Raw genomic sequence first — 23213 nt, forward strand, 5'->3', positions numbered from 1 at the left:
CCAAATGAAGTGTTCTCGCGCGACGAGCTGGCGCAACGCGTGTGGGGCTACCGCGACGCCAGTAGCGGACGCGCCATCGACGTCCACATCCGACGATTACGGGTCAAGCTGGACTCTGTTTCCGCCGCCCCGCCGCCCATCATCTCCGTGCGTGGATTCGGGTACAAGCTCGTATCGGGCCACCATGGAGTTTCTTCCGTCGCCTGAGCCTCGACAATCTCTTTTTGGCGCCCCCGAACGGGGGCGCCTTACTTGTGTTCGCCGAGCATCGGGCCGTTCGCGCCGTGTAGATGCTTGGAGTATTCTTGAAACTGGCTCGGAGAGTGCGCGGTGAAAATTGTCATCGCAGGCGGCACCGGCTGGCTGGGGTCCGCGCTGTCACAATCGCTGGTGAGGGACGGGCACGACGTCGTCGTCCTCTCCAGATCGACGCGGGATCCGTTGACGAGCACATTTCCGCGTGTCGTTCGGTGGGATGGCCAAACCGTCGGCTCCTGGAAGGGCGATCTCGACGGCGCCGACGCGGTCGTAAATCTCTGCGGCGAATCCATCGCCTCCGGTCGCTGGAACCTGGAGCGCAAGCGCCGTCTGCTCACCAGCCGAACGGAGCCAACCCGCGCACTGGTCGCGGCAATCGCCGAAGTCTCGCGGAAACCCGCAGTGCTCCTCAATGCATCCGCTGTCGGCTACTACGGCGACCGCGGCGACCACCTCATCACGGAAGATGATCCGTCTGGAACCGATTTCCTCGCGCGACTGGTCGTGGAGTGGGAATCCGCTGCGCGCGAGGCGGAGGCGCTCGGCGTACGCGTCTGCCTGATGCGCCAGGGCATCGTCGTCGGCCGGGGAGGGTTCATCGGGCACATGGCGGTACCGTTTCGCTTCTTCCTGGGCGCATACCTGGGCAGTGGCCGACAATGGGTTTCATGGGTCCACGTTGACGACGTGGTCGGGCTGTTTCGCCTCGCCCTCGAACGAATGGACGCGGTGGGGCCGATCAACGTGACGTCGCCAGAGCCGGTTACGAATCGCGAGCTGGCCCAAACGCTGGGCGCGGTCCTCGGGCGTCCCGTCTGGTTTTCAATCCCTGGAATCATGGTCCATGCAGCCGTCGGCGAGATCGCCGATCAGCTGCTCACGGGACAGCGCGTCGTCCCGGCAGCGGCGCGCCGCCTCGGCTACGCGTTTCGGGCGCCCCAGCTCGGGATAGCGTTGCGTCAAGCCCTTTGCCCTGCCGCGTAAGACGATGGAACTCGAGCTCGCCACCATCCATCTACCGGGAATATCCGATCATCTGCGCCGCCAGTGCCATCTCATCGCCGAGCACGCGCGCGCGGTGACCGGAGCTCCGCGCGCCATCCTGCTCCTGTACGACGAGACCATTCGTCGCCTCGTCACGGTCGCGACGCCGGGGTCCGAGATCGCCCTGCAGCAGATCGCGGTCGACCTGGTTCGGCGCAACTACCCCGGCCTCGATCCGCTCGCCTTGTCGTACCGTCCGACCATCAACGACGCCGTCGCGGCGGCGTTTGTCGGCCAGCGGACCCAGGTCAACACGATGGAGGAGGCCTTCGCCAACATCATGCCGGCGCCCGTCTCGGCCATCGCACGGGGGCTTGTGGGCATCACCCACGTGGTGTCGACGCCGGTCGTGGCGGAGGGCCGGGCCCTTGGCCTGATCCGCTTCCTGGTCGCCGGGCCCCCGAGCGCTGCTCAGCAGGCGCTCATGGAGGCGGCCGCCAGCCAAATCGGTCTGACGCTCGCGAACGCCGAGCTGGCGGAGCAAGCCCGCCGCCAGCTCGCCGCGACGCGCGCTATGGGCGAGGTCGCCCGGCTCAGCGCGAGCGCCGGCCTCACCGTGACCCTCGATGCGCTCGTCGGTCGAGCCCGCGACATCACGGACGCCGACGCCGCCACCGTGTACCTCGTCGACGATGATGGCGCAACCTTCTCCCCCGCCGCCGAAAGCCTCTCGGATCAGGGTCGCGCGGCCGACATCGGCCGCATGGCGACGCCCAGGCGCGAGATCGGCACCGGGCTCGTGGGTTGGGTCATCGCGGCCGGCGAGGCCGCGTTCGTCCCCGACGTGCGCCGCGACCCGCGCACGCAGACCCGCCACACCGCCATCCGCGAGGGCGCGATTGCCGTTCCCATGCGCGTGGGGAGCACCGTGGTAGGTTGTTTTCGCATAAGCGTGCTGGGCAAGCGGCGCTTCGCCGAGGGCGATCTCTGGGTAGCCCAGACGCTGGCGGATGAGGCTGCCGTTGCGCTGCAGAACGCCCGAGAGATGGAGCGAATCGAGGCGCGAGCCCGAGCAGAGGGCGAACGCGTGGCGGCCGCGCGCACGGCGCGCGAGATAGACGCGGCGCTGGCCGAACTGTTACGCTGCCTCGGTACACGCGACCTGCGCACGGAGGGCGAGCTGCGCGCCATTGTCGACGATGCACGCGCGCTGGCGCAGAGACTCGAAACCGCCGTCCAACGGCTCAGCTCCTCGGACTCAGCTCGTGAGCCCGACGGCCCACTCCCCGCGTAATTCGGGAGCACCTCGTATGCCCGCAACGGAGACCATCTCCGCGGACGTCCTTGTCGTCGGCGCCGGAGTTGCCGCGCTGCGCGCGGCGATCGCCGCGCGCGAGGCCGGCGCGGAGGTTGTCCTCTGCTGCAAGGGAATCGCCGGACGAAGCGGGAACACAGTCGTATCGACGGCGGACATCAGCGCGTACGTGCCACAGCTCGGAGTGGACGATTCAGAAGGCGTTTTCGCCACCGACACCCTGCAGACCGGAGGGAGCATCGCCGACGACGATCTGGTGCAACTGCTGGCGGAGCGCTCTGGGGAGGCATTGCTCGACCTCGAGCGGCTGGGCATCACGCTCCTTCGATCCGAGGGGCAGATCGACCGAACGCGGGCGGCGGGACACAGCCGCGCTCGTACGTATCGCGCGGATTCCAAGGGTCTCGGGCCAAACAAGGGCCTCGCCTTATCGGTTCCCCTCGCCCAGCGCGCGGGCGCGATCGGCGTGCGCTGCCTCAGTCGCACACCCGTGGTCCGGATCGCCACGGGCGACGGCCAAATCGCCGGGGCCGTGGCCGTCGACATGGAATCCAGGGATTTTGTGCGCATTGCGGCGCCCGCCGTCGTCGTCGCGGCCGGTGGCGCTTCCCACCTCTTTGCGCGGACGAACGGAACGGCCGAGGCGACCGGCGACGCCATCGTCTACGCGCTGCGGGCAGGCGCGAAAGCACGCGATCTGGAGTTCGTCCAATGGCATCCGACGCGCATGGACGAACCCGTACCCCTCTTTCTCACAAATGGCCTGCTGGCAGACGGCGCGGTGTTTCGTGATGCTCAGGGGCGCCGCTTCATGCCCGACTACGACGAACGAGCTGACCTGGCGCCTCGAGACGTCCTCTCCAAGGCTGTGTACCTGGAAGGAAAGGGAGGCCGCGGGGTGGGCGGTGGCGTCTACCTCGACTGCTCCGCGATCCCAGCCGATCGCATCGCGCTTCGCCACGCATACCTCGCGAGCGTCCTTCGGGAGCGCGGCGTGGATTTTCCGAACCAGTGGCTCGTCGTGAGTCCGGCCACGCATTTTCTCATGGGCGGCATCGCCATCGACCGGCAGGCCTCGTCCACGGTGCCGGGGCTGTTCGCGGCCGGCGAGAGCGCGGGAGGCATTCACGGCGCGAACAGGCTCGGCGGCAACGCCTTCTGCGAGGGGCTCGTTTTCGGCACCATTGCCGGAGCTGCCGCGGCCCGATACGCGGCCGACCGCACAAGTCCGCGGTTCGACTCGGACACGGAGGCCTTGATCTGCACGTCGGTCGATGCCGGACACGCTGACCCACGTCCGGCCATCGCGTCAGCGTGGAGAGAGCTGCGCCAAACGATGTGGGACCACGTGTCGTTGGTACGAACGGAGGCGGGGCTCGACGAAGCCGAAGCCATCCTGGCTGCGCTTGCAGGCGCGGCTGGAGAGCTGCGCGGCCGCGACCCGTCCGAGGCCGCGCGTATCCTGGAGCTGCGCGCCAGTATCGATTGCGCGCGGTTGATCACTTCGGCTGCGCGCTGTCGGGAGGAGAGCCGAGGCGCACACTGGCGTGTTGATTTCCCGGAAACCAGGCCTGAATGGCTCGGCTCGATCTACGCGAGCTGGCCGCTCGCGGCCGACAGTCCAGTCCTGACATTTCGCCCGAAAATCGTGAGGTGACGATGGAGTCGTATGACGTCGTGGTCGTCGGCGCTGGCAACGCCGGGCTCTGCGCGGCGCTCTCCGCGCGTGAGGCTGGCGCTCGCGTGGCAGTGCTCGAGAAGGCCCCGCGCGCTGAGCGCGGGGGAAACACCGCCTTCACCGGCGGCCTGCTCCGTTTCCCCTTCCAGGGCATCGAGGAGATCAAACCCCTTATTCCCGACTACACGGCCGACGAGCTGTCCAACGTCGACGTGGGACGCTACACCCAGCACGACTACGCCAGCGACCTCGAGCGCGTCACCGAAGGCCTTTCCGATCCGGCGCTCGTCGAGACGCTCGTCGGCAACGCCTACCCCACGATGCGTTGGATGCGCGACCGGGGCGTTCGATGGCTCCTCGCCCTCGGGCGCCAGTCGTACAAGGTCGGGGAGACGTATCGCTTTTTCGGCAACCTCATCCTTGAAGCCCATGGCGGTGGGCAGGGGCTGTCTGATCGCCTGTTCGAGATCGCCGAGGGCAGCGGCATCGAGATTCGGTACGACACGAAGGCCACCGGCCTCGACACGAACGCCAACGGCGCTGTGACAGGTGTCCGTATTCGCGATCAGGACGGCGTTCACAACCTGTCGGCTCGCTCCGTGGTCCTCGCCTCCGGGGGGTTCGAGGCGAATCGCGAGATGCGCACCCGCTACCTCGGCCCCGACTGGGAGCTGGCCAAGGTGCGCGGCACGCGTTTCAACACGGGTGATTCCATCCAGATGGCGCTCGCGATCGGCGCGCAGTCATACGGGCACTGGAGCTGTTGCCACGCCGTGGCGTGGGACCTCCTCGCCAACGAGGTCGGAGACCTCCGGATCGGCGACCTGCACCAGAAGCATTCGTATCCCCTCGGAATCGTCGTGAACCGACTCGGGCAGCGATTCGTCGACGAGGGGGCGGACTTCCGAAACTACACCTATGCGAAGTACGGCCGCGAGATCTTGAAGCAGCCCGGTCGCCAGGCGTTTCAGATCTTCGACAGCAAGACCGTCCCCATGCTCCGCGATGAGTACCGGATCAAAGAGGCCACACGAGGCCGCGCGAACACGATCGCCGAGCTGGCCGACCAGCTCACCATCGACCAGGACGGCCTCTCCCGAACGGTCGCGGAATTCAACGCTGCAATCCGGCCGGGCGAGTTCAATCCCTCGATCCTCGACGGCAAGCATACCGAGGGGATCACGCCGCCCAAGTCCAACTGGGCAATCCCCATCGACGAGCCGCCCTTTGAGGGCTACGCCGTCACCTGTGGGATCACCTTCACCTTCGGCGGCCTGCGCATCAATCCACGATGCCAGGTCCTCGATACCGAGAACCGCCCCATCCCCGGGCTCTTCGCGGCCGGCGAGCTGGTTGGCGGCCTGTTCTACTACAACTACCCCGGCGGCTCCGGGCTTATGGCAGGGGCAGTCTTTGGCCGCATCGCCGGCATGAGCGCGGGGGAGCATTCCGCATAGCCCGTCGGTGTGATTCGTGTCACAGCTACGCAACAGATCGATTCGTGTAATATCAACCAGGAGCCGCCCGTCGGTCTGGCACCTTGGTGATCCTGACCGATTGGGACGCGTATCAGGCAGGGATGGGCCTGGGTCAGACCTGCGTGTGCGTCGTCTCACGCTCGTCATCGGCGCGGTGAGCGCAGACGAGCCGCGAGCACCACTCATCACCAAGAGGGGAGAACGAAGGTATGAAGGTCCGTCTCGCATCCCTGCGTTGGCGCGTGCTTCCCGTCCTGGCGCTTCTCGTCCTAGCGAGCGTCGCAGCTCTGCCGGCAAGCGCCCAGTACGGATACTACCCGTATGGCTATGGCTACTACGGGTCGTACTACCCGTATTACAGTAGCTACAACTACGGCTATTACCCCTACAACTACGGCTACTACAACGGGTATTACAATGGCTACTACCCGTACTACAACAACTATAGTTACTACCCCTACTACAGTAACTACAACTACGGCTATTACAACTATCCGTATTACAATTACAGCAGCTACTACTACCCATATTCCGCGAGCTACTATTACCCAGGCACGAACTACGCATACTACGGCTTCCCGGGATACTACGGCAGCTCATATTACGGCGGATACCCGTACTATGGTGGATATGGCGGGTATCCGTCCTACTATGGGGGATATGGAATGTACGGGTACGGATACCCGTACTACTACGGCTACTGACACATCAACGAGCGTACGGGCAAGCGGGCCGGAGCTTCTCCGGCCCGCTTCGTTTTTCAGACAAACGGCCCCCTGATCGCCGCGATCTCGGACACGCGTGAGCGCGAGAGACGGCTTCGCGTTATGATGGCCGACGGAACCGAAAGCACGAAACACGGGGTGCACGATGGCCACAACTGAGTCGCGAACTCGAGTCGACGTGCCGGTCGGAGTCGACGATGCCGCGGGGCGGCCCGCCTGGGGCTCCGACCTCGTCATGGACATGCTGCGGCTTCTCGACGTCGAATATGCCGCGATCCTGCCTGGCTCGTCCTTCCGGGGAATCCACGATTCGGCCGTCAACTACACGGCAAATCGGCGCCCGCAGCTCGTGCTCTGCAACCACGAAATGATCACTGTCTCCTTGGCCCGGGGCTACGCAAAGGTCACCGGCCGGCCGATGGCGGCGATCGTCCATGATTTCGTCGGGCTGCTGAACGCCGCGATGACCATCTACGACGCGTGGTGCGATCGCGTGCCGGTTCTGATTCTCGGCGGAACCGGCCCCATGGACGCGACGAAGCGGCGTCCCTGGATCGACTGGATCCACACCGCCAACCTGCAGGGCGTGGCGGTCCGCGATTTCACCAAATGGGACGACCAGCCTAGCTCGGTGGCTGCCATCCCCGACTCTCTCCTCCGCGCACACCGTATCGCGACCACGGAGCCGGCCGGGCCGGTCTACGTGTGCTTCGATGTCAGCCATCAGGAGGAAGCCATCACCGAGCCCATCCCGCTTCCGGACGCGGCGCGGTTTCGCGCGGCGCCGCCCCCCGCCCCGGACGCGGGCGCCCTCCGTGAAGCTGCGCGGTTGCTCGTCGAAGCGGAGCTTCCGCTTTGCCTCGCCGACCGGGTCGGTCGGTCAGCAGAGGCGGTCCGCCAGCTTGTCGAGCTGGCGGAGCTCCTCGCGATGCCCGTCGTGAATCTGGGTACGCGCCACAGCTTCCCGACCCCTCATCTTCTCGACTTCGCCGGGCTTGCGCGGGAGTTGTCCGCCGAGGCGGACGTCGTCCTCGGGCTCGAGCCGGTGGACTTGGGCGGCTCCCTGCGCCCCATGACCAACGCAGCCGGACGGTCCGCCCCCGACCGGAGCGGCCGAGTGCAGCGCGTGATCAACGTGTCGCTGGACGAGCTGATCCATCGCGCCCTGACGACCGACTACCAGGCGCTGCCGGCCGTCGACGTGCCGATTCTCTCCGATTCAGCGGCCACGCTGCCCTACCTCATTGAAGAATGCCGATCGCGAATCAACGACGCCGCACGCGTTCGGATCGAGCGGCGCAGGCAGGCCCTCGCGCCGAGGCAAGAGCAGATGCGCGAGCGGCAGCGACGACAGGTGGACGCGCATCTTCGCCAGCCCGGCATCACGGAGGCCCGGTTGGCGACCGCCGTGTGGGGCGCCGTGAAGGACGAAGACTTCGTCTTCACGTCGGGTCGGCTGAGCCGCATGGCGCCGGGCGTGTGCGCGATTCCGGGGCCCGAGCGCAACGTGGGCGGCGGAGGCGGCGGCGCAGTTGGCGCCGGTCCCGGCGCGGCGCTTGGCGCGGCCCTCGCCCTGCAGGACACGGGCAAGCTCCCCGTCGCAGTCCTCGGAGATGGCGAGTTCCTGTCTTCCATCCAGGCGCTCTGGACGGCTGCGCACCATGGCATCCCATCGCTGTGGGTCATCAACAACAACCGCTCGTACTACAACGACGAGGCGCACCAAAAGCACATCGCGCAGGTGCGCGAGCGGCCGCTGGAGAACGCGTGGGTGGCCCAGCGCATCCAGAATCCGGAGATCGATTACGCGAGCGTCGCGCGCGACTTCGGCGTGGGAGGCGAGGGCCCCATCACGGACCCAGCGGACCTCGAACCGGCGCTCCGTCGAGCGGTCGAGGAGGCCAAACGCGGGCAGCTCGTCGTCGTCGATGTGCGGACGGAGACCCGCGAAGAAGCGTAGAGGGTGGACCTGAGGGGATTCGAACTCCTGTCGTCGCGGATGCGACCCCGGGTCGCCCACACCGCACCTTCGATAGGCCCACGAGCCCGCCAGGAGTCTCTCTCAGGCCGGAAGACCGCCCGGGAGAAGACTGGCCGCCGACGACAATGAGAATTGCCGCTCGGAGGCTCCCGGGATGAGAGACACTGGCCTCTCGCCGTGTCGCTGCTTCGCCCTCCCTGTCTCCCGCTAGGCACGCCGCGAGGAGCGCGTGTGGTGAAAGATCCGGAGGGCTGACACGTTGAGGATGACCCCGAGGCCGATCTTCAAGATGCCGGCCGGGATGACCCCCACGATGGCTCCGCCGATCAGCGCCCCGATGATCGAGCCCACCCCCATTGGGGCGACGGTGTCGAGCCACGGCTGTCCGTCGGCAAAGGCTCCCAGCCGCGCGTAACGGACGAGTCCCACGAACACGGTTGGGAGACTGACGAGCAGGCTCCCGGTCCCGGCCGTCTTGATATCCGCGCCGAATGCGAACACGAGCGTGGGGATGATCAGCTCCCCGCCAGCCACGCCCAGCAGGCTGCTTACGAGCCCGATCGCCAGCCCGAACCCGACACCCGCCAGCACCTGCCCGGCGAGAACCAGCGGGATCAGCCCACCGCTCTCCTTGGCCACTAGCCCCTCCACGATGAGCGCCAGGCCGATGCCCACGAGCAGTACCAGAATCACCCGTTCGAGCTGCTCGTTGGACAGCCGTCCGGCGAGGGCTGGTCCGATGAAGGCCGTCACCATCGCTCCTGCGATAAGCGCCGGAAGGACTGGTGCCAATGGCGCGAGGGGAGCCAGGGAGAGCGTCGTCCCCCGGATCGCCAGCGAGGCTGCGAGCGTCACCATGCTCACGGCCAGATTCAGGGATACCGCTTGCCGCGCCGCATAGCCCAGCACCCCGGCCAGGACCGGCAAGCGGAACTCCGCTCCCCCCAGGCCGATAAGCCCACCCAGAACCCCGATCGGCACCGCGAACAGGAAGGCCACCCCCGGACGCGATGGTCGGACACCCGATTCAATCACACCGCTTGCTCCTCACCCATTGATCGTCGCTGCTCGATGGCCTCCTTGGCCCGGTAGCGTTCCATCCCCTTGGGGTCCAGGGTCACTGAATGGTGCACGACCCGGTCAATTGCTGCCATCGTCGTCATGGGATCCCTGGAGATCCGATCCCACTCGGAGAACACGAGGTTCGTCGTGATCGCCACACTTCGCCGCTCGCAGCGTACTGCCAGGAGCGTGAAGAGCACGTCCATCTCGTCCCGGTCGTGCTGCACGTAGCCAATGTCGATCACGCAGGCGAACCGGTCGAGCTGCGCCAGGAGCTGCGGCAGCCGCAGGTCCCCCTTCGCGGCCAGGAGGCGCTGCACGAGCATCGATGTCGGGGTCCAGAATAGCGCATGGCCTTGCGTGATCAGCTCGTGGCCGATTGCCTCCAGCGGATGGGAGTTGCCGACCCCCGGCTTCCGGGCGGCCACGATGTTGACCGCGTTCGCAAGGAATGTACCGCTCCGCAGCCGCTCCACCTGGTGCTGGATAGCTGGTGGGAAGCGCGTGGGATGGAGCGTGTCGTCCCACGAAGTCCCGGCGAACGCCCCCGGTGACATAGCTCTCGCTGAGCGGCGCTATCAAGAATTTCTGAGGAGTACGAAGGGTGACGGATGATCCCGACCGTGATGTCGAGAAGCGCAAGGCAAACGACGCTGAATTCGCGCAAGCCTGGGACGCGGCCGGTAGCGAACTCGCCGTCCAGAAAGCAGTGATCGCGGCCCGGCTCGCGGCCGGGCTGAGCCAGCGGCAGCTCGCTGATCGGATCGGCACCAGCCAGTCAGCGATTGCCCGAATGGAGGCGGGAACGTACCACCCAAGGGTTGAGACGCTGTTGCGTCTGGCTGACGCGCTGCACAATACGTTCGAGATCGACGGAACTGGGGTGCGCGTGAGACCAGCTGCCTGAGATGTTGAGTTGCAGGGGGTCCGCACCTTATCAACAGCGGGCCATTCCCCTAAAATTTCCCCTGCAGTCGTTTTCGCGGGAAGGGTCAGTGGACAATACGCGCGCTGGTGGTCCGGATCGGCCTACAAGCGGACGACACACTGGGTGGACCTGAGGGGATTCGAACCCCTGACCTCGCGGATGCGAACCGCGCGCTCTCCCGACTGAGCTACAGGCCCGTTCGACAAAAAACAGCCCTGGCGGGCCGCCCAAAGTATATCACGCCCCTCGCCGGGCACGGTCCGACGGCGACCGGCGCCGGTGGCGTCGCCCGCGCGACCCACATCACGACCGCGGAGAAGAGCAATGGACCTCGAGCTGGCCGGGAAGGCCGCGGTTGTCACCGGCTCGTCCCGGGGAATCGGCAAGCACATCGCCATCGCCTTGGCGCGCGAAGGCTGCAACGTGGCCCTCTCCGGTCGCGCCCGCGATACGCTCCTCGTGACCGGGCAAGAGATCCGCGACCTCGGTGCGCGGTGCATCGAAGTGGAAGGGGACCTGTCTATTCCGGGCGCGCCGGAGCGCCTGATCGATGCCGCGCGCCAGGCGTTCGGCCGCCTCGACGTCCTGGTCAACTGTGTTGGAGGAGGCCGCGGGCGCACGTTTCTCGAGACGAGCGACGAAGATTGGCAGGGAACCCTCGACGCCAACGTCTTTCCCGCCATTCGCTCCAGCCGCGCCGCGATCCCGATCATGAGAGAGCATGGCGGCGGCTCCATCATCATCATCTCGTCCATCTACGGCCGCGAGGTCGCGCCCCTGCCCGACGAGGCGCCGGCCTACAGCGCCGCCTACCATCTCGCGAAGATGGCGGAGATCAGCCTTTCAAAGACGATGGCGCGCGAACTTTCCCCCATGGGAATCCGCGTCAACGTCGTAGCGCCCGGCTCGATCCTCTTCCCGGGCGGCACCTGGGACCGACGTCTGAACGCGGATCCGGAGCGGATCCAGCGCTTCGTGCGCCAGGAGATGCCCCTCGGCCGCTTCGGTCGGCCGGAGGAGGTCGCGGCCGTTGTGGCGTTCCTCGCCTCGCCGCGTGCGAGCCTGGTAACCGGCGCGTGCATACCGGTGGACGGCGGCCAGACGCGATCCGCGATTTAACGCCTGCCGATCATCGGCCGCCGACCGGCTCACGATGCGCGCAGCGCGCGCATCCGCTCGATGATCGACGGCAGCACGGCGAGAACTTGGTCGATATCACCCTCGGTGTTCTCGACGCCGAGGCTGAGTCGAAGATTGCCCTCCGCCAAAGCCGACGGGACGCCCATCGCCCTCAGCACGTGCGACGGCTCCAGCGTGGCCGATGTGCAGGCTGATCCGGCAGCAGCCGCGATTCCTCTCAAGTCGAGCTGCTGGAGCAGCGCCTCTCCATCCACACCCTCAAAACAGAAGCTCGCCACGTGCGGCACGCGCTGGGTCGGATGGCCGGTCAACACAGCTCCGGGGATTGAGGCGAGGATCCCATCGATGAGCTTGCGCGCCAGAACCCCCGCGGCGGCCGAGCGCTCGGAGCACGACGGCAGCGCCAGCTCCAGCGCCTTCACCATCCCCATGATGGCAGGCACGTCCTCTTGGCCGGCGCGCCGACCGCGCTCGCGATCGTCGCCGGTGAGGATCGGCTGAAGCAGCACGCCCCGCCGTGCCCACAGCAGACCAGCGCCTTTCGGACCGCCGATCTTGTGCGCCGAGATCGAGAGAAGGTCCACGCCAAGCGAAGTAACCTCGATGGGAAGGTAACCAGCAGCGGCCACGGCGTCCGTGTGGACGACCGCCATCGGCTGGGCGGCCTTCACGGTGCGCACGATCGCGTCGAGCGGCTGGAGCGAGCCGACCTCGTTGTTGGCCATCATGACCGAGACCAGCACCGTCTCGTCATCGAGCGCGGCGGTCAGAGCATCGAGCTGAACCACGCCGGCGCCATCGACGGGAAGATAGGTGACGCGCCAGCCCTGCTTCTCCAGCTGGCTCGCGGTATCCAGCACCGCGCGGTGCTCCACCTGCGTGGTGATAAGATGGCGGCCGCGATGCTGGGTCGCGAGGGCGACGCCGCGAAGGGCGAGGTTGATGGACTCCGTGCCGGAGCTGGTGAACACCACCTCCGCGGGCTCGCCGCCGAGGACCGTCGCCGCGCGTCTCCGCGCATCCTCCAGCTCGCGCTTCATCGCACGACCGGCGCGGTAGAGCGCACCAGGGCTGCTCCAACGCTCGGTGAAGTACGGGAGCATCGCCTCCCATACCGACGGATCGATGGGCGCGGTGGCCGTGTGGTCGAGATAAACACGGGGAGATTGCACGGAACCGCCTTGTTGCAGATGGGGCCTGCGTTATCGGGCCCGGTCCGCCTTGGCGCGGATGCCCCTGTGATAATAAGGAGATGCCACCCCGCCGTGTTCTCGGGGGCGCGGATGCCGAGCCGGTCGGCTGAGGAAGGCTATGAGATCCGGCGTTCGCGTTCGGTGAATCGGTCCTGGTCCAGGGCGTCCAAGAGCTGGCTTCCCAACACGCGATAGGCCCGGCCCACACGAGCCGCGCGCAGCTTTCCGGCTTTCAGCCACCTGCGTGCTGTGGCGTCGCTGATACGGAGGATCTGGCAAACTTCCGCCAACGTGTAGACAGCATTCGGGCGAATCTCGATATTTGAGCCAACCAATTGCGTGCCTCCGCGCGCGCTGATACGCATATTCTATCAAAAGCGGTTTCGCGCCAACGAATTTGTGATCGTCATGGGACGATCGGGGACCTTGCCGTCCGTTGAGTCACGCATTTGCCCACGTACTCCGGCATCTATTGGCCGGCATTCCGTAGAATTAGGCCGCCCACACCGCACGAGGAGAGGACATGCCCTTCGATACCTCTGATCTCGACGTGCGCGAAAAATTGGCCCTCGGGTGTCGCATCTTGGCCATGGAGGGCCACGGCGACGTCATCTGGGGCCACATGTCGCTGCGCGATCCGGAGGACCCCACACGCTTCTGGATGAAGGCCAACAGCGTCGGACTCGAGGAGATCACCCCCGACGACCTCGTGCTCATCGACTTCGACGGCAACAAGATCGCCGGGATGCGCCAGCGCCACAACGAGTTCCCGATCCACGCGGAGATCATGCGGCGCCGACCGGAGGTCAACGTCGTCGTCCACACCCACCCAACCCTGCCGACGGTCCTCGGGTCGAGCGGCAGGACGATCCTTCCCGTCACCCATGAAGGGTGCTTCTTCTACCCGCCCGCCATCCCGGTGTTCACGGAGATGACGGACCTCATCGTGACGCGAGAACAGGGTGAGTCCGTCGCGGCGGCGCTCGGTTCGCACCGCGCCCTGTTCATGAAGAACCACGGCATCGCCATTGCTGCGGAGACGATCGAGGAGGCGGTGGTAGCATCGATGCTGCTGGAAAAGGCCTCGCGCGCGCAAATCGCCGCCATCAGCCTGGGCGACGTGCCAGCCTCGCCGGACGAAGAGGCGCTGGCGAAGCGCCAGCACATCTATCACCCGGAGGCGATCGTTCGGGCGTGGCATTATTTACTGCGCAAGACACAAAAGTGGGACGGCATGCCCCGCTGAGCCATCGACGCGTCCCCGCTCCGCGCGAGGCGACGCGCCGGGGGCATCTCGGCCGAGACGGGAGTGGGCGTATGGAGTTCGACCTGAGCCTCGACGTTCCAGAAACCTTCAATATGGCGAGCGTACTCGTCGATCGCCACGTCGCGGAGGGGCGCGGCAGCCGAGTGGCCATCCACTACCAGGACGACTCCATCACGTACGCGGATCTGCTCAAACGCGTCAACAAAGCCGGCAACATGCTGCGCGACCAAGGGATCGAGATCGAGGACCGCGTCCTCATCCTTACGACGGACCGGCCGGAATTCATCGAGAGCTTCGTCGGCGCCATGAAGATCGGAGCGGTCCCCGTCCCGATTAACACCCTCTCGGAGCGTGACGACCTCGCTTACTACATCGAGGACTCGCGCGCCGCCGCCGTCATCGCCGACGACCAATTTCTGCGCCGCCTCGAAGGCTTTCCGGGCACATTTCGCTACCTGAAGCGCGTGTTCGTGCTCCCCGACGCAGACAGCAGCCAGACGTCCGCCTCGATCGCCAAGTCGCTCGGCCCACGGGCCGCCGAGCTTTCGTACCGCGACGCCTTCGCAGCCGCCTCCGATGAGCTGGAGGTCGAGCCGACCAGCCGCGACGATCCGTCGTACTGGCTGTACAGCTCGGGCACGACGGGTCCGGCGAAGGGAACGGTGCACCTGCACCAGGACATGGTCTACTGTACGAGCACCTGGCTCCGTGAGGTGTCGAAGCCCACGCCAGACGATCGGAACTTCACGGCCTCGAAGCTCTTCACCTCGTACGGCCTCGTCAACGGGCTCTATCAGCCCCTCATGGCCTGCAACGCGACCGTCCTCATGCCGGGCCCGCCCACCACGCAGGCTGTGGTCGACACGATCGCCCGTTATCGGCCGACGATCTTTTTCACCGTGCCCGCGTTGTACAACAACATCTTGAACGACCACGCGGCGGGCAAGCTTCAGGTCGACCTCTCGTCCGTGCGGTTGTGCATCTCCGCGGGGGACGCGCTGCCGCCGGTGATCTACGATCGCTGGCTCGAAACCTTCGGGATCGAGCTGCTGGACGGCATCGGGTCGACAGAGTTCGGATACATCTACATTCAGAACCTGCCGGGCAGGGCCCGGCCCGGCTCGAGCGGCCAGCTGCTGCCCGGCTATAACGCCAAGATCCTCGACGAGGACGGCCACCCCGTGCCCCAGGGTGAGGTGGGAGAGCTGTACGTGCAGTCGCCATCCTTCGCCTTCGCGTACTGGAAGAAGCGGGACCGAAGTCGGGACACGTTCCGCGGGCCCTGGCTCAAGACGGGGGACCTTTACACCCTCGACGCCGACGGCTACTACCACTACGAGGGCCGGGCGGATGACATGTTCAAAGTAAACGCGCAGTGGGTCTCCCCTATCGAGGTGGAAGGGGTGCTGCTGCGCCATCCCAGCGTCGCCGAGGTCGCCGTGGTCCCGTACAAGCAGGCGGACGGGCGGATCAAACCTCGAGCGCACGTCGTGCTGCGCGACGGGAGCGCGGGCGGGTCCGAGCTGGCTGACGCCCTCGTGCGGTTCTGCGCGGAAGGGCTCGATCGCGACCATCTGTACAAGTGTCCACAGGAGATCCGGTTCGAGTCCGATCCGCTCCCGAAAACCGCGAGCGGCAAGATCCAGCGTCACAAGCTTCGACAGAGGTAGGGCATCATGGCTGTTGCACAAGCGGTGAAGACGTATCAGAACTACATCGGCGGAGAGTGGCGAGCCGCGACCAATGGCGCCACCCTCGAGGTCCACGACCCGGGCAATGGCGAGCTGGTCTATCGCGCGCCCAACTCACCGGTCGAGGACGCGCGCACGGCCGTCGCCGCGGCGAAGCACGCGATGGAGACGACGGACTGGGGTGAGAACCCGCGCAAGCGCGCCACAGCCCTCTACAAGCTCGCGCAGGCGCTCAAATCGAGCATCGACTGGCTGGCGCCGCTCCTGACCAGGGAGGGTGGGAAGCCCCTTTCGGTCTCGCGAGCGGAGGTGACGCGCGGGGCGGACGCCATCGAGTACTACGCCGGCTTGGCGCGCAACGTCTACGGCCGCTCGACGATGCTGGAGCCGGACTCGCTGGCGATCCTGATCCGCGAGCCCATCGGTGTGGTGTCCATCGTCGTGCCGTGGAACATGGCCCTGTCGCTCTTGACCCGCTCCCTAGCGCCTGCGCTCGCCGCGGGAAACGCGGTGGTGATCAAGCCCTCCAGCGTGACCCCGGGCGCCACGGCCGAGTTCATCCAGATGATCGACGCGATCCCGGAATTCCCCAAGGGGATCGTGAATTTCGTGGTGGGTCCGGGCAGCACCACCGGCGCCGAGCTGGTGCGCCACCCCGACGTCGACATGGTCGCCTTCACCGGTGATACGAGCACCGGCAAGGAGATCATGAAGATGGCGGCGGACACGCTGAAAAAGGTAGGACTGGAGCTGGGTGGGAAGAGCCCCAACATCGTGTTCGAGGACGCCAACTTCGACCGAGCCGTGCGCGGAGCGCTAAACGGCGCCTCGATGTTCCACGCGGGCCAGGTGTGCGTCGCGGGCTCGCGCGTGCTCGTGCAGGAGTCGATCCACGACCGCTTCGTCGAGAAGCTCGCCGAAATGGCGAACCGCCTGCGGGTCGGCTACGGCCTCGACGAGGGCGTCCAGGCCGGACCGGTCATCTCCGAGGGCCAGCTCAACCGCGTGTTGGGCTACGTCGAGACGGGGAAGCAGGAGGCCGAGCTGGTGACCGGGGGGAAGCGGCTAACGGAGGGGAAGCTGGCCCAGGGGTACTTCGTGGCCCCCACCATCTTCGACCACGTCCCGACCAACGCCACCATCGCTCAGGAGGAGATCTTCGGCCCGGTCCTGACCGTGCACACCTTCAAGGATGAGGCGGAAGCGGCCGAGATCGCCAACGCCACCGTGTACGGACTCGCGGGCGCCGTATGGACGAACGACATGTCAAAGGCGCTCCGCATCGCGAAGAAGGTGAAGAGCGGCATGGTGTGGGTGAACACCTTCGGGAAGCTCTTCCCCGCCGGCGAGATGGGCGGTTACAAGCAGAGCGGAATCGGGCGCCAGTACGGGCTCGAGGGGCTTTGGGAATATACCGAGATGAAGCACATCAACGTGCAGCTCTAACAAAGACGAAACTGCCGCCATGTAGGCACTCGTTACTCGTGAGACTCTCGATCATTGACTCCCTTTCGCTGAGGAGCTTCAAGTCACCCGCCCTGATCTGCACTGGTGCGATCAGTAAGATGCGTACGCACAACGTCCCAAGGGCGACGAACGCGACTCCCCGGTTGGTGCGTCATCATGCGGGCGGATCGGTTCTCTCGGTGTCCCGTTCGGATGGCGCGACTTTCCCGGCCTCCCGATCGGCACATCGCAGCCGGTAGCCTTATGGGATGCTGATCAAGCCGACGGGGCGCGTTCCGAGACGCTCGCCGCCGTTCGCAGTCACTCGCACGCTGTCGCCGAAGCGGCCCCAGAGATCCTTGCCATCGCGAATGATGCCTGGCTTGATGTCCATGACCATGTTTGTCTTGAGCTCCTGGCGGAGCAGGGCCGGATCAGGCTGGGTGAGCAGGGGCCAGTCCTCGCCCAGGCCGCGCCCGTGGGCGATGAGCCTCGCCTCGTAGGTCATTCCTTTCGCGGAAGCAGCGCACGCGTTGGCGACATCGCCCAAGGTGTTCCCTGACCTCATAGCCGGAAGCGCCGCAGCGAACGCGTCCGCCTGCGCCCTCGCCATGTCTCGGATAAGCTGGGGGACCGTGCCGATGGTAAACGTCTGGTCCATCTGCGACAGGTAGCCTTGCCACTTCCCCTCGATCTGGCAGTACACGATGTCGCCCTCTTCGATGACGCGCGTCGGCGTTGCCTGGGTCAGGCGCGTGTAGGGCATACCCGCGCGGCTCGCGTGCCAGGCCAACATGAATGGCACTTCGCCGCCGTCCTCGATCTCGGCGGCCACCATGCGCGCGTAGACTACGCGGTCTTTCACCCCAGCGCGCGCCACCTCCGAGAAAGCGCGAACCGCGGCCTCCGCGATCCGGACCGCCTTGCGCACGAAGGCAATCTCCTCGTCGCTCATGACCGAGCGCACGCGGTACATGAGAGGAGTCGCGTTCACAATCTCCGCCCGGGGAAAGGCCGCCCGGATCTTCGCGATGACGGCCGCCCCGACGATGCCATCGGGGGCGCGAATCAGCCCGGCCAGCCCAGCGATGCCGATTCGCTTTCCATCCGCTCCAAGCTCTCCGAGCCGATCAACGATCCCGTCCACCTCGTGTCGCGCGTACTCTCGGACATCCGCCACCCACCCGGGCTTGGCTCGCGCGATGAGTGTCACCTCGCCCTGTAACGGCAGGATCGCATGCGGATCAATGTCGTTGCCCCCGTGCTGTGTGATGTAGCGGGCATCGGCGGTATGATGGCCGTAGCGACCGGTGTTACCGGTTGCCACAAGGATGTCGATGGCCTCGGCCCGCATCTCATCCCGAATCGCCTTCCAGCGGCGGTCGCGCTCCGCGAGGGAGAAGGTCAGCGGCGCATCAGGGCTGGAATCATCAATCGCTCCGCTCACCGGGCGTTGGCCCGGCACACAAGCTGCAGGAAGTTCCCCGCCGGGTCACGTACGTAGACGTCATCCCCCTCCCGCGTGCACGCGAGCCCAATGCCCACAAGAGCGGTGACTGCATCTCCGGCGGCCACTCGCGCCTGGAAAATCAACCGGGGCGTCCCCTCGGCCTGATCTTCGGGGGGCTCCTGGCGATGCTCCTTCGCCAACACCATGTCGAGCATGGTCGAGCCGTACCGAACGAAGAGCTGCTGGTTGGGACCGGGCTTGCCGCCCTTCCGCTCTGTGTAGCGCTTTTCCGTCAACCGGGTCCACGGGGCACACGGATCGCCGTCGGCCGCCCGCTTCGCTTCGAGGATGTCCTCCACGGCGCGGCCAAAGCAATGATCAACTGTCCCACCCAGGATGCGCGTGTAGAAGAACTCCATCGGGTCCATGTCGAACACTTCAATCGCACCGTGGTCCAGCAATACCCCGCCGGGTTCGCCGCTCACGAGCTGCACCTGGTTGCCGCTTGGGTCGACGACGTATGCCGTGGCCTGTTTCTCTGCCGGATGATCCTCGCGCCACCAGCTCACCCTGTGGCCTCCTTGCTCAAGCTCCGCCACCAGCGCAGGCAGGCGATCCGGTCCGACGCGGTACGCGACGTGGTGCCCGCTGCCGGGGAGCGTTCGGGGTTCGGTGCACGCGACGAAGTAGACGCTCTGCAATCCGTGGTGGTACGCAAGTCGGTCAGCGGCCGCTTCCCACTCACCTTCGCCGTCGCCGAATATCCTCGCGTAGAACGCACGGGTCGCGGCAAGATCTCTCACCTCTACTACCGCACCAGCAAGAAGATCGAGGGGCACCAGGCCTTCGACCGGCGGCTCCGGCCGAAACACTGTGGCTCGCGCGGGGAGCCGCACCGGCCGGTATTGCTCTAACTCGTCCCGTCTCCAGCAGATCTCCTGGAAGTTCCCACCCGGGTCCTGGAAGTAAATGGATTCCCCGAGCGGCCCGTCTGGCGGATGGACGACCGGCCCCTCGAATGGAATCCCGTTTCTCCGGAGATGCTCGATGACCTCGGCGAATCGGCTTCGGGAGACGGCGAACGCCGACCGGAAATTGTTGATGCCCCGCTGCAGGTCCGCAGGCGGCGAAGGAATCACGTCGAACGGCAGCATTGGGGTAAACATGTAGTCGGCGACCGTCATGACCGTGTGGAGCGAGCGGCCGCGAGGCGCGTTGTCCGTGTCAAAGTGGTTTCGGTTCACGAGCCGCGCGCCCAGCGCTCGCCCGTAGAACTCCTCGCTTTCCATGAGGCTCAATGCCACGGGCCCGGTGTGGGTCAGTCCCTCGACTTCGGCCATGATCGATCCCTCCTTGGATCCAGAACGTGTTTAGGGCGCTGGGCTCGCCTGTGCCGGCTCGTACGTCGCACGGTCGATGACCCGGTCCGTGTCGACGAGCACGTGCCCGTCCGCACTAAAGCTAATAGGGTTGAGCCGGAGCGCGGGAAGATTGCGGAAGCGCCCACTCCAGCGTGTAAGAACGGTCGGCGCCCCGCACCGGTCGTAAGTCGCATGGTGGAAGGGGCAATAGAAGTGCCAGTGCTCCTGTCGCCAGATGACCCGTCCGTTGAAGTGACGGCACCAGCGGGAGAGTGCGAGGAAGCCCTCAGGCACGCGAACGAGAAAGAACTCACCGTCCTTGAACAGCTTCACGTCGCCCACCTGATAGCTGTCCACCGGGCCGCAGTCGACCACGCCGACTCCTGGGAAGATCACCTCCGTCGCCTGTACGGGGTCGAGCGTCTCAATCTGGACGTGGTGCCCGTCAGGATCGTAGAGCTCGATCGAGTAGTCGCCGCGCGTGATCTCGCGGTCGCAGAGCATCTCGATCCCCAGATCACGAAGTCGGTCCATCGCTCGCCGCATCTGGCTCGGCGTGAGGATGAACCCGTGGTGGAGCCCCACGCTCCCCGGTCGCGGGACAACTACGCTCTCCCGCTCAACGAGGATCAGGAGCTGCCCCGTGTTCATGCGCAGGACCGAGTGGGGCCGCTCCTCGTTTGTCAAGTTGCGGCCCAACACGTCCAGGCCAATGATGTCGCGGTACCAGGCTTCGCTCCGATCGAGATCGCTCGTCTCCAGCACGAGGTGGCTGAATCGCTCGACGACATCCCCGGGCTGGAAAGCTTTGCCGAAGAACTCCGGCGGCTCATCCGATTCGGTTGGGACTGTCTCGATCCTATATGGCACGGACCCTCCTGTGATCGCTAAGATCGGCCGCTCGCCCGATGCTCCATGGTGTCGGCGCCGTCGACCTGTACAAAGTTCCCCGCGGGGTCGCGGAGGTAGACGACCGGCCCATCAACCCGGAACGTGAGGGGCAGACGATCCTCCGGCGTAAGCGGAAAGGGGGTCGAGGAAAGCCGTGCGCCGATAGTCGCGACGGGGAGCCGGCTACAGAAGACGATCCGCGGTGTCCCCTGCGCCTGCTCCTCCGGCGGCTCCTGCCGGTGCTTCCCAGCGAGAACAACGGCCAGGCGTGTCTCGCCGAATCGAAAGAACACCTGCTGATTGGGATGGGGCACACGCGACTTATGCCGTAGATCTGTCGACAGGCCGGCGCCCGGCCAGAGTCGCGTCCACGGCGCGCACGGGTCCCCGCCGCCCTCCCAGGCTAGCGCCTCCTGGTAATCGCGGGCTCGACGGCCATGGTAATAGTCGACCTGCCCGCCCAGCACCTTGCCGTAGAACACTTCAGCGCTCTCCAGATCGTGCACCTCGACGCCGACATGGTCGAGGAATCCGAACTGATCCAGATCCGCAGCTGCGGACTCAACGAGCTGGACGCGGTTGCCGTCCGGGTCGAGCAGATACGCCGAGACCTGGCGCTCTGAAGGATGATCCTCGCGCCACCAGTCGACCACGTAGCCGAGTCCAAGCAATTCCCCGATGATTCCCCTCAGCGATTCCGCAGGGACCCGATAGGCCTGGTGGCGTCCCGTCTCCTCGGTGCCTCGCGGGTGCTGTCGCTGACGGAACCGCAGGGATTGGCCGACGGACCGAAAATTCAGCGTGTCTCGCTCTCGCCCCCATTCGCCGGCGGCGTGCCGGAGGATCGGTTCGTAGAACGCCCGCGCGGCGGCAAGGTCCTCCGCGTCGGAAACGACGCCGATGATTTCGCTCGCCTCGACGAGCGAACGGAACTGAACTTCCGATCGAGCCATCTCTGTCTGGCGTGCAGCAGTCAATGCTCCGCCAGCTTACCGGTCGTGATCACCGGGTGGAAGGGACGGTCCCGGTCCCGCCTCCAGCAGATCTCGAGGAAGTTTCCAGCTGGATCGCGCAGGTAGATCGATTGCCCGAGTGGACCTGACTCGGGATGGGTCACTGGCCCGTCGAACGACACGCCCCTCGTCCCGAGCTCTTTCAACACTTCTTCGAACCGCACCCGTGAGACCCAGAATGCGTGGCGCAGCGGGTTCGCGCCCCTGCGCTCGTCGGAGCTCGGCTGCGGCAGCAGGTTCTTCGGCACCATCAAGGCCAGCAGATAATCCGCCAGTGCCACGACGGTATTGAGCGACCGACCCCGCACGACCTTGTCGACGTGGAAGCCGCTCCGATTGCTGAATGTGGCGCCCAGGCGTTCGACGTAGAACTCCTCCGACTCCGGGAGATCGAGGGCGCAAATGCCGCTGTGGGTGATTCCTTCGACTGCCGCCATGGCAATCTCCTCAAACTGGATCTGGGCGCTCAGGATGCGCTCACTGGCGGTGACGCGATGCTCGCGAGCTGCTCTGGCGCGAACGCGGCACGCTCGACGACCTCGTCAGTATTCACCAACACGTGGCCGTCCGCGCTAAAGCTCACGGGGTGAAGGCGCAGGGCCTTGAGATCCGGGAAGCGATTCGACGAGCAGGTCGGATTCCCGCGCCGGTCGTAGGTCGCCGTGTGCATCGCGCACCAAAACCGCCAGTGCTCCTTCTGGTATACGAGGAGGCCATTCAGGTGGCTGCACCAGCGGGTGAGCGCCAGAAACCCGTCATCGATCCGTACCAAGAAAAAGTTGGCATCTCGGAAGAGCTTGACCTCGCCACTCTCATAGGAGTCCGCGGGACCGCAATCGATCGTGCCCTTATTCGGCAGCAGGACCTCATGCGACTGAATCTCGTCCATCGTCTCGATCTGGTAGTGGTGTCCGTCCGGGTCATACACGTCGATGCTGTACTGACCCCGGGCGATGAACTCCTCACGCTGGGCCACCACGTCGATTCCGGCTGCCCGCAGCCGATTGACCGCCTGACGATACTGGTTCTGGGTGAGGGCAAAGCCGTGGTGAACGCCCTGGGCGTTCTGGCGCACGGTATCGATCTCGTCGTACTGGACGAGAATGATGAGCTGCCCAGTGTTCATTTGCAGGACGGCATGTGGCTGCGGCTCCGCGGTCAACCCGCGTCCCAAGAAGTCCAACCCGATCACATCACGGTACCAGGCCTCGCTCCGATCGAGATCGGTCACGGCGACGACGAGGTGGCTGAAGTGCTCCACGACCGCGTCCGGCTCGGGCTCGCAGCCATAGAAGATCGGAAGCTCATCCGATGGATTCGGCAACTCCTCTTTCATTCCAGCTCCGTTCACA

The 23213-nt window shown here is 65.8% G+C and carries 22 protein-coding genes and 1 tRNA gene; 12 read left to right on the forward strand and 11 right to left on the reverse strand.

Annotated elements, in window-relative coordinates:
- From VFC51_20070 to VFC51_20100, 7 genes are all read left to right on the forward strand, one after another.
- Window positions 1-207, forward strand: a 207-nt coding sequence (locus tag VFC51_20070) for a helix-turn-helix domain-containing protein (protein HZT09328.1), incomplete at its 5' end; no start/stop codon positions are given.
- Window positions 208-330: 123 nt separating this feature from the next.
- A complete protein-coding gene (locus VFC51_20075; GenBank protein ID HZT09329.1) occupies window positions 331-1242 on the forward strand; it encodes a TIGR01777 family oxidoreductase in 912 nt (303 codons plus the stop codon).
- 4 nt (window positions 1243-1246) lie between these two features.
- Window positions 1247-2536 carry a GAF domain-containing protein gene (locus VFC51_20080; GenBank protein HZT09330.1) on the forward strand — a complete coding sequence of 430 codons (1290 nt, stop codon included), beginning with the start codon at window positions 1247-1249 and terminating at the stop codon, window positions 2534-2536.
- A gap of 16 nt (window positions 2537-2552) precedes the next feature.
- Window positions 2553-4214 carry an FAD-binding protein gene (locus tag VFC51_20085; GenBank protein ID HZT09331.1) on the forward strand — a complete coding sequence of 554 codons (1662 nt, stop codon included), beginning with the start codon at window positions 2553-2555 and terminating at the stop codon, window positions 4212-4214.
- A 2-nt stretch (window positions 4215-4216) separates the two neighbouring features.
- Window positions 4217-5692 carry an FAD-dependent tricarballylate dehydrogenase TcuA gene (tcuA, locus tag VFC51_20090; GenBank protein ID HZT09332.1) on the forward strand — a complete coding sequence of 492 codons (1476 nt, stop codon included), beginning with the start codon at window positions 4217-4219 and terminating at the stop codon, window positions 5690-5692.
- Window positions 5693-5922: 230 nt separating this feature from the next.
- Window positions 5923-6417 carry a hypothetical protein gene (locus VFC51_20095; GenBank protein HZT09333.1) on the forward strand — a complete coding sequence of 165 codons (495 nt, stop codon included), beginning with the start codon at window positions 5923-5925 and terminating at the stop codon, window positions 6415-6417.
- A gap of 166 nt (window positions 6418-6583) precedes the next feature.
- Window positions 6584-8398 (forward strand): thiamine pyrophosphate-binding protein, encoded by a 1815-nt coding sequence (locus VFC51_20100; protein HZT09334.1) that lies wholly within the window; start codon window positions 6584-6586, stop codon window positions 8396-8398.
- A 228-nt stretch (window positions 8399-8626) separates the two neighbouring features.
- Here the strand turns inward: VFC51_20100 and VFC51_20105 are convergent, their stop codons facing one another.
- Both VFC51_20105 and VFC51_20110 read right to left on the reverse strand, forming a co-directional pair.
- Entirely contained in the window at window positions 8627-9454 is an 828-nt protein-coding gene (locus tag VFC51_20105; protein ID HZT09335.1) for a sulfite exporter TauE/SafE family protein, read from the reverse strand.
- Complete coding sequence (locus VFC51_20110) at window positions 9451-10038, reverse strand: ATP-binding protein (protein HZT09336.1); 588 nt, start codon at window positions 10036-10038, stop codon at window positions 9451-9453. Before VFC51_20110 ends, VFC51_20105 begins: the two co-directional genes overlap by 4 nt.
- A 47-nt stretch (window positions 10039-10085) precedes the next feature.
- Here VFC51_20110 and VFC51_20115 point away from each other — a divergent pair, with 47 nt between their 5' ends.
- Entirely contained in the window at window positions 10086-10388 is a 303-nt protein-coding gene (locus VFC51_20115; GenBank protein HZT09337.1) for a helix-turn-helix transcriptional regulator, read from the forward strand.
- A 145-nt stretch (window positions 10389-10533) separates the two neighbouring features.
- On the opposite strand, the gene VFC51_20120 is transcribed toward VFC51_20115, so the two are convergent.
- A tRNA-Ala gene (locus tag VFC51_20120) sits at window positions 10534-10606 on the reverse strand.
- A 127-nt stretch (window positions 10607-10733) separates the two neighbouring features.
- Between VFC51_20120 and VFC51_20125 the strand changes: the two genes are divergently transcribed.
- Window positions 10734-11528 carry an SDR family oxidoreductase gene (locus VFC51_20125; protein HZT09338.1) on the forward strand — a complete coding sequence of 265 codons (795 nt, stop codon included), beginning with the start codon at window positions 10734-10736 and terminating at the stop codon, window positions 11526-11528.
- A 29-nt stretch (window positions 11529-11557) separates the two neighbouring features.
- Here VFC51_20125 and VFC51_20130 read toward each other — a convergent pair whose 3' ends face one another.
- Window positions 11558-12721 (reverse strand): cysteine desulfurase family protein, encoded by a 1164-nt coding sequence (locus tag VFC51_20130; protein ID HZT09339.1) that lies wholly within the window; start codon window positions 12719-12721, stop codon window positions 11558-11560.
- Window positions 12722-12858: 137 nt separating this feature from the next.
- Window positions 12859-13107, reverse strand: a complete 249-nt coding sequence (locus tag VFC51_20135) for a helix-turn-helix domain-containing protein (GenBank protein HZT09340.1) — start codon at window positions 13105-13107, stop codon at window positions 12859-12861.
- Between the two features lie 158 nt (window positions 13108-13265).
- On the opposite strand from VFC51_20135, the gene VFC51_20140 reads away from it, so the two are divergent.
- The 3 genes from VFC51_20140 to VFC51_20150 all read left to right on the forward strand — a co-directional run bounded on the left by VFC51_20140 (window position 13266) and on the right by VFC51_20150 (window position 17146).
- Window positions 13266-13988: a class II aldolase/adducin family protein gene (locus VFC51_20140; protein HZT09341.1), complete on the forward strand. Its 723-nt coding sequence runs from the start codon at window positions 13266-13268 to the stop codon at window positions 13986-13988.
- 71 nt (window positions 13989-14059) lie between these two features.
- Window positions 14060-15679, forward strand: coding sequence for a benzoate-CoA ligase family protein (locus tag VFC51_20145; GenBank protein ID HZT09342.1), 1620 nt, complete (start codon window positions 14060-14062; stop codon window positions 15677-15679).
- A 6-nt stretch (window positions 15680-15685) separates the two neighbouring features.
- Window positions 15686-17146 (forward strand): aldehyde dehydrogenase family protein, encoded by a 1461-nt coding sequence (locus VFC51_20150; GenBank protein ID HZT09343.1) that lies wholly within the window; start codon window positions 15686-15688, stop codon window positions 17144-17146.
- Between the two features lie 262 nt (window positions 17147-17408).
- On the opposite strand, the gene VFC51_20155 is transcribed toward VFC51_20150, so the two are convergent.
- The 6 genes from VFC51_20155 to VFC51_20180 are packed head-to-tail and all read right to left on the reverse strand — an operon-like array spanning window position 17409 to window position 23197.
- The gene (locus VFC51_20155; protein HZT09344.1) at window positions 17409-18593 is read right to left on the reverse strand and encodes a M24 family metallopeptidase; all 1185 of its coding nucleotides are present in this window, start codon (window positions 18591-18593) and stop codon (window positions 17409-17411) included.
- A complete protein-coding gene (locus VFC51_20160) occupies window positions 18590-19936 on the reverse strand; it encodes a VOC family protein (protein ID HZT09345.1) in 1347 nt (448 codons plus the stop codon). Before VFC51_20160 ends, VFC51_20155 begins: the two co-directional genes overlap by 4 nt.
- A 30-nt stretch (window positions 19937-19966) precedes the next feature.
- Window positions 19967-20827 (reverse strand): VOC family protein, encoded by an 861-nt coding sequence (locus VFC51_20165; GenBank protein ID HZT09346.1) that lies wholly within the window; start codon window positions 20825-20827, stop codon window positions 19967-19969.
- A gap of 17 nt (window positions 20828-20844) precedes the next feature.
- The gene (locus tag VFC51_20170) at window positions 20845-21801 is read right to left on the reverse strand and encodes a hypothetical protein (protein HZT09347.1); all 957 of its coding nucleotides are present in this window, start codon (window positions 21799-21801) and stop codon (window positions 20845-20847) included.
- A gap of 20 nt (window positions 21802-21821) precedes the next feature.
- The gene (locus VFC51_20175) at window positions 21822-22298 is read right to left on the reverse strand and encodes a VOC family protein (protein ID HZT09348.1); all 477 of its coding nucleotides are present in this window, start codon (window positions 22296-22298) and stop codon (window positions 21822-21824) included.
- Window positions 22299-22327: 29 nt separating this feature from the next.
- Window positions 22328-23197, reverse strand: coding sequence for a VOC family protein (locus VFC51_20180; protein HZT09349.1), 870 nt, complete (start codon window positions 23195-23197; stop codon window positions 22328-22330).
- Window positions 23198-23213: the final 16 nt, after the last annotated feature.

Source organism: Chloroflexota bacterium, assembly GCA_035652535.1.
In the GTDB taxonomy this organism is placed as follows: Bacteria; Chloroflexota; UBA6077; order UBA6077; family SHYK01; genus DASRDP01.